This window comes from Prevotella sp. P4-51 (assembly GCF_002251455.1).
Classification (GTDB): domain Bacteria; phylum Bacteroidota; class Bacteroidia; order Bacteroidales; family Bacteroidaceae; genus Prevotella.
The window spans coordinates 1-13,833 of record NZ_NPJM01000013.1 but is presented as its reverse complement, the minus strand read 5'-3'; the positions used below and the strand labels follow the sequence as shown (position 1 = coordinate 13,833).

The window sequence follows — 13,833 nt, the reverse complement described above, 5'->3', positions numbered from 1 at the left end:
CTAAGGTTGTGGCTGGGGCTTTCCCTTTTACCTCCCCGCCCTCTCAATCATCTCACTGATATGCTGGGAGAAATGAGCATCGGCAGATAGCTGCTCTATGGTGATGTGCATACGGTACCGCCAGTAGTGGTGAGGGTTGGCGGGGATGTTGATGCGCTCGCCGTTGGGGTCGGCCAACCGCAGACGGTCGTCGAGAGCGAGCCAGTCTTGCAAACTCAACACACAGAGCATCGAGGGCGAGGCGAGATGGGCGGCTACCACCTCCTCTGCCAACGACGCAGGCATGGGGTGAGGCGCCTCGCCATCGTGATGGAGCACAGAGGCATAATAGTCCTGCGTGCGCAGCGGGTCCTCGTCCCACCACTGACGCAGGGGCGCCATATCGTGCGACGAGAAGGTGCAGACCGAACGGTAGGGATAGCGACTCACATCGGCAAAGCGCGTGGAAGCCTTGGGCATGGTCTGTATCTCCAGACTCAGGATGCGCAACTGCTCCATCACGGGCGCCACACACGACGGCACCATGCCCAGGTCTTCGGCACAGGCGAGCATGTGGGTGGCCTCGATGAGCGGCGGCAACTTCTTCATCGCCTCGCCATACCAGAAACCATTGTTGCGGTGGTAGTAGAAGTCGTCGTAGAGACGGTCGAAGGAGCGACGGCTGGCATCGGAGAGACGGCGGTAAGCCCAGGTCTTGCGGGCTAAGATGCGGGGGTGATAGGTACCCGCCACGCGGTGGTCGGCGAGGAAGAGCACATCGCTGACGAGGGTGTAGAGCCCGTCGAGCAGCTGGCTGTCGCAGCGGCCAGCCTCGACGAGGTCGGCTATCTTGCGCTCGGTGTCGTAGTCGGCACGCAGCGTGTAGGTACCGTTGCCCACAGCGTCGAGACAGTAGTGGCGCACGCTCTCGGCGCGGTCGCCGAAGAGGGTATCGACCATGTCGTCGGTGATGACGGGGGCGAGCATGGCGGTAGAGAAATGGAGCCCGTAGGACTCTATCTCCTCGGCTGTAAACGCCAGCGCCGGGGCAAACTGTCCGAGCAGTCCGCGCACGGCGTGGATGGGTATCTCCCAGATGCGGAAGAAGCCAAGGACATGGTCTATGCGGTAGGCGTCGAAGTAGTATGCCATATTGGTGAAGCGGCGGTTCCACCACTGGCAGCCGTCGTCGAGCATGGCCTGCCAGTTGTAGGTGGGGAACCTCCAGTTCTGCCCATCTACGGCAAAATCGTCGGGCGGAGCTCCGGCCTGGCCGTCCAGGCAGAAGTAGCGTGGCTCCATCCACACGTCGCAGCCCTGGCGGTGAACGCCGATGGGTATGTCGCCCTTGAGTACCACGCCACGCTGACGGGCATGGTCGTGGGCAGCCGTCATCTGGCAGTGCAGGATGTACTGGACATAATAGTAATAGGCCACCTGGTGGTACTTCGGACTGCGGCTGTTGCTCAGCGCGGGGCGGTCGGCTTCGTTCCAGGTGGCGTGACCCTGCCACTGGGCAAAGTCGGTAGTGCGGTATGTGTCGCGCAGGTAGCAGTACTGGGCGTAGGGCACTAACCACTGGCCGTTGTCGCTGAAGAAGCGGGCGAAGTCGTCGGTGGCCATCGCCTTGCGGCCCTCCTGCTGGTATAGTTCGTGCAGGTAAGCCTCCTTGGCCTGCATCATGCGCTCGTAGTCTATCTGGGGCAGGGCGTTGAGCTCGCGCTGTAGCTGGGCATAGTGCTGGCGACGGCCAGAGTCGTTCAGAGTCGGCAGCTGGCGCAGGTCGGCATACTGCGGATGCAGGGCAAAGACGCTGATGCAGCTATAGGGATAGCTGTCGGTCCAGGTGTGGGTCACGGTGGTGTCGTTGATGGGCAGTACCTGGAGCACGCGCTGCCCCGTAGAGGCTATGAGGTCGGTCATGGCCATGAGGTCGCCGAAATCGCCTACTCCGAAACTGCCCTCGGTACGTAGGGAGAACACCGGGACGAGCGTGCCGGCCACGCGCTCATCGCACAGCGGGTAGAAAGACTGGTCCAGCTCGTACACCTGTAGCCCGGGTTCGTCGGCAAGGGTCAGGGTGCGGTTCATGCCGTCTTCCCAGATGGGCGAGGGGTCGGCCCCATCGTGGATGATGACAAACTTGAACTCGATGGTGGTCTGCGTGAGCAGGTCGATGGGTATCTCGGCCACCCACTCGCAGTAGTTGTGCTCGGCCATGGGCAATCCCTGTTCTGGGTGCCACTCGCCCAGGGCCCGTTCGGCTCCCGTGAGTACCAGTCGCTGTCCCGACCGCAGCTGTGGAGCCCGGCATACCAGTCGGGCACACCGGTCTCCTGGCGAGTGTAGTGGCTGCAGGGCGTGGGGGTGCAAGCACTCTGTAAATGCCGAACTGTAGCGGTACGTATCATGTGGCACGTCTATCCATCGCCCGTACACGTGCACGGCGGGCTGTGGCCGTGTGGGCAGTTCAAGCCGGTGGCATACGGTAGTCCACTCGCGGCGCTGCGTGCCATGGGCACTCTCTACGCTGAAGTAGTAGTCTATGGCGCCGGGAGCCTGGGCGGGTACGTGCCACACGCCCTGCCAGTGGGCGTTGTCGTCGGTGGTCATCAGGATGTGCAGAGGGCTGTAGGGGCGATGGGTCTCGGCTATGTGCAGGGCCAGCTGCTCGCCCGTGGCGGTGTAATACTCGATGTAAAAGATAATATCCATGGCTGAAATGATGATTAGCTGTGGTGGGTGAAACGACAAAGCGGAGAAAGACATCCGCGCGGGCTGCGCACAGACGGTCTTCCTCCGCTGTAGATGGGGTCAGTGCCCGTGGGCTGTTACTTGCTGAGCTCCTTGACAGCAGTGCCGTCAGAGTACTTGATAACGTACACCTGGCCGGGCTGCTTCTGGCTTACCTGCTGACCGTTCAGGTTGTATATGCCTACTACCTTCTTGGTGGCAGTGGTGGTGGCGTTGTCTATGCCGTTGGTAACATTCTTGTCTATGGTATACTTGACGGTGTAGCTGGCGCTCTTGGTAAGGTCCTCGCTGTACACCACCACCGTGATGGGCTTACCTTCTCCGGCAATATAGGCCAGGGTGGTGAAACCGTTTACGGCTACGGGTGTAACGTCACTGACGGTGGGCTGCTGAGGTACCTTGATGGTGTACTCCTTGGTGGTGGGGCTGAAGTTGTCTACCGCGTTGCCGAATACCTTAATGCCCTGCAGCTTGGGAGTGTACACCAGTTCCATATCGTCTACATACAGCTCATCGCCGTTGCTTCCCTTACCTGGGTCGGCATTGGTAGAGATGGTAACCAGGATGGCTTTGGTGTCAGCCTTGTTGGCGGCATACTTGTCGTAGTCAAAGGGGATAGACAGGCGTACCCACTTGTCCTCGCTGGCTATCTTGGTGTCGGTGGCCTTGGCTACCACGTTGGAATAAGCCTTGTCCTCGGGGTCCTGGTAACGTGTGCCATCGGTAATGACGGCATTGACGGTGGCATAGGGATGCTCGGGAGTGGCAGTGGCCTGCTTGAACTTAACCCAAACGGCTAATGAGTCGGGCTGGCCGGCCAACAGGGTGTAGAAAGGGTCGCCATTGGCATCCTTGTCCTTGTTGGTAATGTCCAGGAAAGCGTGGTTGTTGGGGTCAGTGGCAGACATGGCACCAGCATTCATGCGTCCGGTGGTGATGGTGCCGTTGGCCACGATGCCGAATACGTTCGTGGCTTTGACGAGGATGCTCGACTTGCCGACAGTGCCGGGGCGCACATCTTTGCTGACACTGGTGTGGATGTCGCTGAAAGCATTCTGCGTAGAGGCATACATGCCAGTGGCGCTGAGGAAGGAGTGCCAGTGGTTGGGCTCATAGCCCGACTTGCTGTCCGACTTCTCGATGTGGAAGTCCTCGAAGCCCGAGTTGGGAATCTGCAGGACGGTCGAGTTGAAGAGCACGTCGATATCCAGACCCATCGTGGCAAAGGGGATGTGGATGCTGGCACGGAGAGCATTGCCCTTGAGGCTGGCCTTGAGTTTGACGGGTATAGGGGTAACGCTGAGAGCGGGACCGAGCCACATCTGGTCGGGGTCGCTGCCAGGGGCTATGGTTATCTGCTGGGCAGCGCTGAGGATGGTCTCGCCGTTGCTCTCGACAGCCTCGACGTTCTGCATGTCGATGGTGCCCACGTAGAGTTTGCCGTCGCCGTTGGGCATCACGAAGTCAGCGAGCTTAAGTTCATACTTGCCGTCATCCTGACGTATTACCTCAATATTGGCCTGCTGATAACTGGAAGGGGTGCCGTTGAGCACCACGGACAGACCGCCCTTGTAATCGGTGGCTGTCGCACCAATAGTGCAGGCCAGGGCAGCACAAAGTGTAAGTAGTTTTTTCATCATAATCGCGTGTTTAGAATATTTATCCTGTTATTACTTAAGTCTGTAGATGACACCCACGGTGCCGAAGATGGGATAGAGTGTCTGCTCGATGGTGTGAAACGAACTGCGGTGTACGCCCGTGACGCCCCACGCCAGGTCGGCATAGACGCCCCAGCGGTGGTGGAACTGCCAGTCGGCACCGAGGTTGACACCCAGCTGCAGATGGCGCATCTGGTCGCTGAAATCGTAGGTTCCCCAAGAGTCTGGCGTATTGCCCAGCTCGATGCGTGTGCCGGTGGGGTCGCCCTCGCGCAGATAGCCGTCGTAGACATGGCCTTTGAAGACGCGCGTGGAGACATAGGAGATGTAGGGGCCACACTTGAGCAGCACATTACCGATACGGAAGGTGGCATTGACGGGCACGGTGAGCATCCACTCCTCGCACTCGGTGACCAGATTGCCGGTGTAGACGCCCTCGATGCGGTCGCCGTCCTTGGTCATCTCCATGTGGTAGTTCTTGACGGTGGCGTCGATCTTCATCGCCTTGTTCTCGAGGTGGAGACCGGTGAGCAGACCCCACGAGCCCCACATGTCGCGCTGGACATCGATGCCCAGAGAGAAGTTGGGCTTGAAGTAGAACTTGTTCATCTTGCGGATGGTGGCAGGCATGCCTATGGGCGCCGTGCCACCGATGTTGTAGCCCAGACGGACGGTGTAATTGAGGCTGTCGGGCAGGCTGATGGCGCTGGCGGTGAGCGCCAGGGTCATGAGCAGGGTGAGTATGGTGATTTTCTTCATTGTCGTTGTCATTGGATGTATGGATGGGGGTTACTCCTGGGTCTCACAGATGAGACGCACCTTGTCGATGTCGAGGGTGCTGCCTATGGCGCCCTGGAAGTAGGCTCCGTCGGCACTCGATGAGAAGACGATGGCAAGGCTGTAGCCGCGGTTCTCGAGCAGGTCAAGGTCTATCTCTGAGAGATAGGTGAAGTCTACGCTGAAGGGGGTCCACTGGGTGGTGGGGGGAACCTCGGACATGATGGCCTTGGCGACGATGAGCGGGCTGGACTGCACGTTGGCACCATTGAGGGTCACGGCATTGCCATTGGCATCATGGTTGCGATAGAAGATAGCGTAGATGTCGGCGACATCCTTCTTGCCCTCAACGGGAGAGCCATCGACATTCTGGAAGGTGGGACCGGGGGTGTAACGATAGTAACCACTCAACTGCTTGGGACGCTTGTCAAACGGACGGCCGAAGCGAGTGGCGTTGAGGGGGTCCTGAAGGGCACCGAGGGGGTCGAACTCACCGAGGAAGAGGTTGCCCGCGGCGATGCGCTTGTTGAGCGTCTGCGCCAGGGCGCCGGTCTTGCGCGTGACGAGGCGCACAGCCTTGCCTTCGAAACCATCTTCAAGAGGAATGGTGGGATATTCGAGGGGGGCGGCATTGGAGTTGGAGACATTGAAGCCGCCATTGCCCGATGCCCAGATGTCGGTCATCACGCCATGCTCCTCGTCGCTCCAGACATAGTACTTGTTCTTGCTGTTGAGACGATAGTTTTCAAAGTCATAGCTATACTCGTCGCTCACGGTCTGGGTGACAGGGACGACAGACACCGTGTAGTCGCGGTGCCAAGCGCCATCCTCAGAGGTGACGCGATAGACGACAGGGCCCTGGGAGAAATCGTGGACGCTGCCGTTGGCGGGAGTCATGACGGCTCCGGGAGTAATGGCAAAGTGGGGGGCAAGGGCGGTGATGTCGGCCTTGCGGCGGACGGTGAAGCGGATGTCGGTCTTGTCGGAAATGACATAGACAAGACTGTCGCTCGCCTGGTAAAACATGGCGGAGGGGTCGTCGGCATGTATCCATGCTTGGACGATGTCGCACTCGGCATTGGGAGCCTCGTCTTTGAAGCAAGAGGTGAGCGTGAGCAAACTCAGGCATCCCCATAGGATATGACTTTTATTCATTTTCGCTCTATTATAACGATTATTGTGATGCAAATTTACGAAATAATAGTGTTTGCCCGAAATAAAAATGGAGATAAATAAAAATATTGGCCGTTAAAAAGTTTTCATCCGTACCATTTGCTTAGTAGACTTGGCAATTAGGGATATAAATGGAGATGGAACGGATGCGGAGATATGGGCGGAGGATGACTGCAGGATGACTGGACATGACGAGTTTGTGGCGTTTTCCACTTTTTTAACCATCGCTATAGCGGCGAGGCAGAAAGAAATGGCTACTTTTGCAACTATAATAATATAAGGTATGAAGACAAGAATAATCACAATCATGGTGGCACTGATGGCGGTAATAGCCCATGCCACGGCACAAGATTTGGACGAGAAGTATGCCACCGACCTGCTCAAGGCTGGCACCAAAGCCCCCGACATGAGGGTGGGCACCGGCAAGGACGGCAAGGCGGTAAGGCTGAGCGACCTGAAGGGCAAGTATGTGCTCATCAACTTCTGGGCATCATGGTGCCCAGACTGCCGACGGGAGACTCCGGCGCTGCAGCGACTGTGGCAGAAGTACGGGGAGAAAGGTCTGCAGATAGCGGGTATATCCTATGACACCAACAGAGAGGCTTGGCAGAAGTATATCGCTGACAACAAGATGGTGTGGTGGCAGTACAGCGAACTGAAGAAGTGGAAGAAAGAGACCCAGAGCGACCGGCTGTATCACATCAACTGGATTCCGACGCTCTATCTCATCGCTCCCGACGGACGGGTGGCACTCGCCACGGTGATGATGGACAAGGTGGAAGCTGAATTGGCCAAAGCCTTAGGCGACTGACACGGCAAGGAACCGACCGCCGACAGCTCGCCGACGCCGCAGCGCCACCGCCACCGCCACAGCGGGGAAGGCAAACGCCAGCAGGACAAGACAACGAGGGCAACCCTCACCCACAGGCTCGGAGCCTGCAGGGGTGATGGTTGCCCTCAAAGGTTTATGTCAGAAAAGGTCTACGGCCTACAGCAGACCGGCCACAGTGGCTGCGTCGGCTTGTTCGTAGACAGAAAGAGAGGTAACGGGAGTGGCGACGAAGTTGCTGTAGCGGAAAAGCTGCATGGCAGCAAACTGATGGTCGGCAGAGAGGCACACCTCGAGACGCAGATTGCCGATGTCGTGGCTCTTGAGGGTCTTCACGTTGCGGGCGGCATCGGCGAGGGCTGCGCCGGTAAGGGGGAGCAGCTGCTTGAGCTTGTCTTCCTCCTGGGCGGAATACTCGTAGACGCTGGAGGAAATCTTGCTGCCGGTGGGCACATAGACTGCCTTGCTGGAGAGTCCGAAGAGGGTGCTGACGGTGTTGATACGGGGATCGCTGAGCAGCTGGCTGCCCATAGTGAGATTTTTGATATTTGCCATAATAGTCTTGTTGTTTATTTATGTAATGATAATTGTTGTTGGTGGACGCGTAGCAGGCCTGGGGGCCGTCGGCATCCATGGCGGCACGGCTCGCAGAGCCACGCCAAGGGGTGGAATATAAATAAGGGGAAACGGCGACGCGACAGCCACACACGGCAAGGCAGCAAGTGGGACACAGGCTGAGCAGGCGGCGGTGGGCACGTCGGCATCAAGACTAAAAGGGTCAGCGAAGGATGTGCCGGAGGGCGTAGACATAATAGTCGGCCCGGGCATGGGGATGACTGGCCTTGAGAAGACGGCGCAGCCAACCATAGGGGAGAAGATTATAAGGATTGAACTTGTAATAATCGGGGATACGGGATGTGGGGCGGGGCTGATGAGACTGCGGGGCGGGCTCGTAGTCATGGCGCGGCGCCGCACCGAAACGGGCGTGCTGGGGAAGGAGCGCTGCACGGTCGCACGACGGACTGTCGGCTCCCCACAGACGGTCGCGACGCTCATGACTGGGCACGCAATGGGTGACATCGTCGAATGCCACGGCAGAGTCTACCGTCTCGGCAAAGCCAGAGACGGAGGCAAGCAGGACCGCCATCAGCAGTAGCAGCAATCGTAATGTCTGTTTCATCGGTCTGTGTATAGTTGTATCAAGTGGGGACAAGCCCCGGGGGTGCATTATGGGTGATGGGGTGTGGCAGAGGGGCTGCGGGTCAGTAGAGCAGCATGAGTCCGGCAAAGGCGGCAAGGCATATCATCTGGATGGGACCCACCTTGACTATCTTGGTGCCCACGAAGGTGGCGACAAAGAGGCCGATGCTAATCCAGAACTGCCAGGGCGACACCTGCATGACGCCGAAGTTCTCGCCATTGCAAAGCATGAGCGTGGCGGCAGCCAAGAGGCCCACAACCACGGGGCGGAGTCCGGCGAAGACGCTCTGCACCAGCGCGGTGTGCATGTATTTCATAAACATGCGGCTGATGAGTATCATCAGGATAAACGACGGCAGCACCAGGGAGAATGTGGCGACGGCAGAGCCAAGGACACACATCGCAGAGTCGAACCCCGCGTTCTGCATGGCAGTGAAACCGCAGTAGGTGGCAGAGTTGATGCCGATGGGGCCAGGCGTCATCTGCGAGATGGCAACCACGTTGGTAAACTCGGCAGACGAGAGCCAGTGGTGGTGGACCACCGTCTCGGCCTGGATGAGCGACAGCATGCCGTAGCCACCGCCAAAGCCGAAGAGGCCAATCTTGAAGAACGTGACAAAGAGGCTCAGGAATATCATCGTTACTCAGTAGGTTTAATGATTCGACCATAGAGATAACCACCGATGCCTGCGCCGATGAGCACGTAGATGGGGTTGACATTGAACGCCCAGATAAGCAGTGCACTGACAATGGGTATCCAGCAGTTGGTAAGGCAGATGCCGGTGCTCTTCGCCATATTGAACGTAGGCACGGCTATGAGCGCCACCACGGCAGGACGGATGCCCATAAACATGGCTGAGACCCAAGGGATGTCGATGAAATGGCGGAAGCACATGGCTATGGCAAGGATGATGAGAAACGAAGGCAGCGCGGTGCCCAATGCTGTGCAGAGGGCGCCGGCTGTCTTGCGCATCTTGTATCCTATGAAGACGCTGATGTTGATGGCAAATACGCCTGGACAACTCTGGGCGATGGCGAGCATGTCGACAAACTCGTCCTTGCTCACCCACCCTCTCTTCTCTACCACTTCGGCTTCGATGAGGGGTATCATGGCGTAGCCTCCACCCAGGGTGAAGGCGCCAATCTTGACAAACGTCTTGAATGCTTCTAAATAGAAATTCGCCATTATCGCTTGTTCTCAATCCATTTGCGGGCATTGACGAAGGCCTCTATCCAAGGAGTGACCTCGTCGCCACGACGGTCGGCAGGATAGTAAGCCTGCTGCCAGGGGAAGATGGCTCGCTCCAGATGGGGCATCATGGCCAGATGACGGCCGTCGGCAGAACAGATACCGGCGACATTGTAATCGGAGCCGTTGGGATTGCCGGGGTACTGGGCGTAGCTGTACTTGGCCACGACATTGTAGGCGCTCTCGCCCTCGGGCAGAGAGAAGCGGCCCTCGCCATGGGCTACCCAGATGCCGAGCTTGTCGCCGCTCAGGCTGCCAAACATGACGCTGTTGTTCTGGGGAATATCGAGTCCGAGGAAGGCACTCTCAAACTTGTGCGACACGTTGTGAAGCAGGTGGGCGCGCTGCTTGTGCTCAGGGTTGATGAGGTTGAGCTCGACCATGAGCTGGCAGCCGTTACAGATACCCAGCGAGAGCGTGTCCTCACGGGCATAGAACTTGTCGAGGGCTTCCTTGGCCTTGGGGTTGAAGAGGAAGGCGCCGGCCCAACCCTTGGCAGAGCCGAGCACGTCGGAGTTGGAGAAGCCGCCACAGAAGACAATCATGCTGATATCCTCGAGGGTCTCGCGGCCACTGATGAGGTCGGTCATCATGACGTCCTTCACATCGAAGCCAGCCAAGTAGAGCGAGTAAGCCATCTCGCGCTCGCCATTGGTTCCCTTCTCGCGGATGATGGCGGCCTTGATGCCCGACGGCTTGCGACGGTCGGCACTGATGCCATACTGGGCGAGCGTACCGGTGAAGTCGTCGTTGAACTTCATCACGATGGGCTGGTGCTTATAGTTGTCGCGGCGCTCGCGGGCCATACCATTCATGCTCTGTTTGCGGTCGAGCAGATAGCTGGTCTTATACCAGGTGTCGCGAAGGGCGTCGATGTCGAAGGTATGCTGATAGTCGTCTTTCTTGATGACGATGGTGCGGCTGTCGGGGGTGGGATAGCCAATCTTGGCATAGCCGATGCCGGCATCCTCGAGGAAGGCGCGCAGCTCCTGCTTGTGCTCGTCGCTCACCTGGATAACCACGCCGGGGTTCTCGGCGAAGAGGAGCTTCACGATGTCATCGTCGGCGATGTCATGGAGATTGACGTGCATACCGCCGTGGGTGTTGGCAAAGGTCATCTCGAGCAGTGTGGTGATGAGACCACCGGCAGAGATGTCGTGGCCAGCCATAATCCAACCGCGGTTGATGAGCTCCTGTACTGCCTCGAAGCAGTCAGCGAAGTACTCGGCATTGGCCACGGTGGGCACATCGTCGCCTACCTTGCCGAGGCTCTGCGCAAAGGCGGAGCCACCCAGACGCTGGGTGTCGAAGCTGAAGTCGATATGGTAGAGGGATGAGTTCTTGTCATTGACCATCACGGGCGATACCACCTTGCGCACGTCGGAAACCTCGCCACCAGCCGAAACGATAACGGTACCGGGAGAGATAATCTTATCGCCATTGGGGTACTGCTGGCTCAGCGAGAGGCTGTCCTTACCAGTGGGCACGTTGATGTGGAGGGCGCAGCAGAAGTCAGAGAGTGCCTCAACAGCCTGATAGAGGCGTGCATCCTCGCCCTTCTGCGAACGGCAGGGCCACATCCAGTTGGCACTGAGCGACAGGCTTTCCATGCCGTCGGCAAGGGGAGCCCAGACGATGTTGGTCAGAGCCTCAGCCACAGAGAGCACACTGCCGGCAGAGGGATTGGCGAGACCTGCCTGAGGCGCGTGGCCCAAGGCGGTGGCGATACCCTTGCGTCCGCGGTAGTCGAGGGCTACCACGCCACAGTCGGAGAGGGGCAGCTGAATCTCGCCCTGACACTGCTGACGGGCAATCTTACCGGTAACCGATCGGTCTACCTTGTTGGTAAGCCAGTCTTTGCAAGCCACGGCTTCGAGCTGAAGCACGCGCTGCAGATATTCATCTATCTTGTCTTGTGAATAAGTAACGTCTTCATAGTGGCGCACCACGGTCTCATCCTGCATTACGGTCTTGGGAGAGTGACCGAACATCTGTGCCACATCGAGGTCGAAGGGTTTCTTGCCGTCGCCCTGGACGAATGAGAAGTGGGCGTCGCCGGTGGTCTCGCCTACTACATAGAGCGGGGCACGCTCGCGCTCGGCGATACGCTGCACATGCTCGAGATGCTTCTCGTCGATGAGCAGACCCATGCGTTCCTGGCTCTCGTTGGCGATGATTTCCTTGGCGCTGAGGGTCTTGTCGCCGATAGGCAGACGGGTCATGTCTATCTCGCCACCACAGTCTTCAACCAGCTCGGAGAGGCAGTTGAGGTGGCCGGCAGAACCGTGGTCGTGGATACTTACCACAGGGTTGTTGTCTTCCTCGACCAGAGCGCGCACAAGGTTGTAGGCGCGCTTCTGCATCTCTGGATTGGCGCGCTGTACGGCATTGAGCTCGATACCGTTGGAGTAGCGTCCGGTATCGACCGAAGAAACTGAGCCGCCACCAAGACCGATGCGATAGTTGTCGCCACCGACCACTACGACCTTGTTGCCCTTCTGGGGCTCGCCCTTCAGACAGTCGCGCTTCTTGCCGTAGCCTACGCCACCGGCAAGCATAATCACCTTGTCATAACCCAGACGCTGGCCGTCGCCACCATGCTCAAAGGTGAGCACAGAGCCGGTGATAAGGGGTTGGCCGAACTTGTTGCCGAAGTCTGATGCGCCATTGGAGGCCTTGATCAGAATCTGCTCGGGGGTCTGGTAGAGCCACTGGCGCACGGGGAGCAGGTCTTCCCAGTCGCGCTCAGCGATGGTCTTGCCCTCGTCGTCGGTCAGACGGGGATAAGAGGTCATGTAGACAGCCGTACCGGCGATGGGCCATGAGCCTACACCGCCACCCATACGGTCGCGTATCTCTCCGCCGGTACCTGTAGCGGCGCCGTTGAAAGGTTCTACTGTTGTGGGGAAGTTGTGGGTCTCGGCCTTGAGCGAGATGACGCTCTCGATGTCCTCTACCTGGAAGTAGTCAGCGGTAGACTGATCCTTGGGAGCGAACTGCTCAATCACGGGGCCTTGGGCGAAAGCCACATTGTCCTTGTATGCCGACAATATCTTGCCGGGGTTCTCCTTGGTGGTCTTCTTTATCATCGCAAACAGGCTCGATTCCATCTCTTTGCCATCGATGATGAAGGTACCGCCGAAAATCTTGTGACGGCAGTGTTCAGAGTTAATCTGGGCGAAGCCAAAGATTTCTGAGTCGGTGAGCGGACGGCCGTTCTGCTTTTCTATCTTGTGCAGATACTCTATCTCCTCGGGCGAGAGGGCAAGGCCTTCCTGCTCGTTGTATTCCTCCAGATTGTCAACGTACTTGATAGGTTCGGGCTCGTGGTTCACAGTGAACACGTTCTGGTCTATGCCCTCGTACATACGCTGGAGCATGGGGTCGTGGTCGGCATCAGCGCTGGCCACAGGGAAGAACTCCTCTATACGCGAAATGCCGCTGAGGTTCATATTCTGGGTAATCTCAACGGCATTTGTGCTCCAAGGCGTAATCATTTCACGGCGTGGGCCCACATAGAAGCCCTGCAAAGCCTGCTCCGCCATGAGGGTGGCGTCGCCATAAAGCCAACTGAGTTCGTCGATTTCCTGCTGATTGGGCTGATGGTTGATTTCAGTCGCAATCACATGCTCGTTCTGAGTCTTGAAGAAGAGAATCATATTATTCTTACTGTATTTATGAGTTTTCTGACTGCAAAGTTAGTGCAAGTCGAAGACAATTCAAAGAAAAAACATGGTTTTTTCAACTTGAATTGTTGAGACGAAGCCTAAATTATTCAAAGTTAGTGCAAGTAGGAGGCAATTCGCGACATTCCCCACCGTTTCTGCGACTTTTCCATTGATCCACCGCCTATATATATAATAAGGTGTAGGTATAGAGATGCCCATTGAACTCTTCCCCATGAGAAAGACAAGAAATGAGGTGACCCATATCCTCATTTTCCACTATTTATTGCGCCTGCGAGGGTGATGAAATAAATACAAAAAGCCGTGTGGCGGATGACGGCTTCGCCTTGGCGTGGACGGCGGTGCCGACCGTCGGAAAACGAGTTTTCCTCCGTGCCGTCTCCACCATCCCCACCGTCATGCACCGCATGACGCCATCCGTCGCAACGGTAAAAAAAGCGGCCTACGGCCGTTCAAAAAGTCCGGCTTTCGCCGGTACAAAAACAGCTACGGATAGAGGCCCCTCCCCAAACCCTCCTGAAAGCCCCT

Annotated in this window: 11 protein-coding genes; 2 read left to right on the top strand and 9 right to left on the bottom strand. The window is 57.7% G+C overall.

Annotation, left to right across the window (positions count from 1 at the left end):
• Nucleotides 1–27: 27 nt before the first annotated feature.
• From CIK94_RS01590 to CIK94_RS01575, 4 genes are all read right to left on the bottom strand, one after another.
• Nucleotides 28–2,694 (bottom strand): 4-alpha-glucanotransferase, encoded by a 2,667-nt coding sequence (locus tag CIK94_RS01590; RefSeq protein ID WP_094420939.1) that lies wholly within the window; start codon nucleotides 2,692–2,694, stop codon nucleotides 28–30.
• 116 nt (nucleotides 2,695–2,810) lie between these two features.
• Entirely contained in the window at nucleotides 2,811–4,373 is a 1,563-nt protein-coding gene (locus CIK94_RS01585) for a calycin-like domain-containing protein (RefSeq protein WP_094420937.1), read from the bottom strand.
• 30 nt (nucleotides 4,374–4,403) lie between these two features.
• Nucleotides 4,404–5,150 (bottom strand): outer membrane beta-barrel protein, encoded by a 747-nt coding sequence (locus CIK94_RS01580; protein ID WP_094386649.1) that lies wholly within the window; start codon nucleotides 5,148–5,150, stop codon nucleotides 4,404–4,406.
• A 30-nt stretch (nucleotides 5,151–5,180) separates the two neighbouring features.
• Nucleotides 5,181–6,323, bottom strand: coding sequence for a PCMD domain-containing protein (locus tag CIK94_RS01575; RefSeq protein WP_094420935.1), 1,143 nt, complete (start codon nucleotides 6,321–6,323; stop codon nucleotides 5,181–5,183).
• A 130-nt stretch (nucleotides 6,324–6,453) separates the two neighbouring features.
• Between CIK94_RS01575 and CIK94_RS14280 the strand changes: the two genes are divergently transcribed.
• Both CIK94_RS14280 and CIK94_RS01570 read left to right on the top strand, forming a co-directional pair.
• Nucleotides 6,454–6,621: a hypothetical protein gene (locus CIK94_RS14280; protein ID WP_158216493.1), complete on the top strand. Its 168-nt coding sequence runs from the start codon at nucleotides 6,454–6,456 to the stop codon at nucleotides 6,619–6,621.
• Between the two features lie 3 nt (nucleotides 6,622–6,624).
• On the top strand, nucleotides 6,625–7,152 hold the full coding sequence (locus tag CIK94_RS01570; protein ID WP_094420933.1) for a TlpA disulfide reductase family protein: 528 nt from the start codon (nucleotides 6,625–6,627) through the stop codon (nucleotides 7,150–7,152).
• A 177-nt stretch (nucleotides 7,153–7,329) separates the two neighbouring features.
• Here CIK94_RS01570 and CIK94_RS01565 read toward each other — a convergent pair whose 3' ends face one another.
• From CIK94_RS01565 to purL, 5 genes are all read right to left on the bottom strand, one after another.
• The gene (locus CIK94_RS01565; protein WP_094386652.1) at nucleotides 7,330–7,725 is read right to left on the bottom strand and encodes a hypothetical protein; all 396 of its coding nucleotides are present in this window, start codon (nucleotides 7,723–7,725) and stop codon (nucleotides 7,330–7,332) included.
• A 223-nt stretch (nucleotides 7,726–7,948) separates the two neighbouring features.
• Entirely contained in the window at nucleotides 7,949–8,350 is a 402-nt protein-coding gene (locus CIK94_RS01560) for a hypothetical protein (protein WP_144008263.1), read from the bottom strand.
• Between the two features lie 82 nt (nucleotides 8,351–8,432).
• On the bottom strand, nucleotides 8,433–9,008 hold the full coding sequence (locus CIK94_RS01555; RefSeq protein ID WP_094388090.1) for a chromate transporter: 576 nt from the start codon (nucleotides 9,006–9,008) through the stop codon (nucleotides 8,433–8,435).
• A 2-nt stretch (nucleotides 9,009–9,010) separates the two neighbouring features.
• On the bottom strand, nucleotides 9,011–9,556 hold the full coding sequence (locus tag CIK94_RS01550; RefSeq protein ID WP_022309656.1) for a chromate transporter: 546 nt from the start codon (nucleotides 9,554–9,556) through the stop codon (nucleotides 9,011–9,013).
• A complete protein-coding gene (purL, locus tag CIK94_RS01545) occupies nucleotides 9,556–13,278 on the bottom strand; it encodes a phosphoribosylformylglycinamidine synthase (RefSeq protein WP_094420928.1) in 3,723 nt (1,240 codons plus the stop codon). The genes CIK94_RS01550 and purL overlap by 1 nt, the downstream gene beginning before the upstream one ends.
• Nucleotides 13,279–13,833: the final 555 nt, after the last annotated feature.

What these genes read in the sequence shown, in the direction of transcription:
- CIK94_RS01590 (WP_094420939.1), bottom strand. Translation starts at nt 2,694, where the DNA reads ATGGATATTATCTTTTACATCGAGTATTACACCGCCACGGGCGAGCAG.
- CIK94_RS01585 (WP_094420937.1), bottom strand. Translation starts at nt 4,373, where the DNA reads ATGATGAAAAAACTACTTACACTTTGTGCTGCCCTGGCCTGCACTATT.
- CIK94_RS01580 (WP_094386649.1), bottom strand. Translation starts at nt 5,150, where the DNA reads ATGAAGAAAATCACCATACTCACCCTGCTCATGACCCTGGCGCTCACC.
- CIK94_RS01575 (WP_094420935.1), bottom strand. Translation starts at nt 6,323, where the DNA reads ATGAATAAAAGTCATATCCTATGGGGATGCCTGAGTTTGCTCACGCTC.
- CIK94_RS01570 (WP_094420933.1), top strand. Translation starts at nt 6,625, where the DNA reads ATGAAGACAAGAATAATCACAATCATGGTGGCACTGATGGCGGTAATA.
- CIK94_RS01565 (WP_094386652.1), bottom strand. Translation starts at nt 7,725, where the DNA reads ATGGCAAATATCAAAAATCTCACTATGGGCAGCCAGCTGCTCAGCGAT.
- CIK94_RS01560 (WP_144008263.1), bottom strand. Translation starts at nt 8,350, where the DNA reads ATGAAACAGACATTACGATTGCTGCTACTGCTGATGGCGGTCCTGCTT.
- CIK94_RS01555 (WP_094388090.1), bottom strand. Translation starts at nt 9,008, where the DNA reads ATGATATTCCTGAGCCTCTTTGTCACGTTCTTCAAGATTGGCCTCTTC.
- CIK94_RS01550 (WP_022309656.1), bottom strand. Translation starts at nt 9,556, where the DNA reads ATGGCGAATTTCTATTTAGAAGCATTCAAGACGTTTGTCAAGATTGGC.
- purL (WP_094420928.1), bottom strand. Translation starts at nt 13,278, where the DNA reads ATGATTCTCTTCTTCAAGACTCAGAACGAGCATGTGATTGCGACTGAA.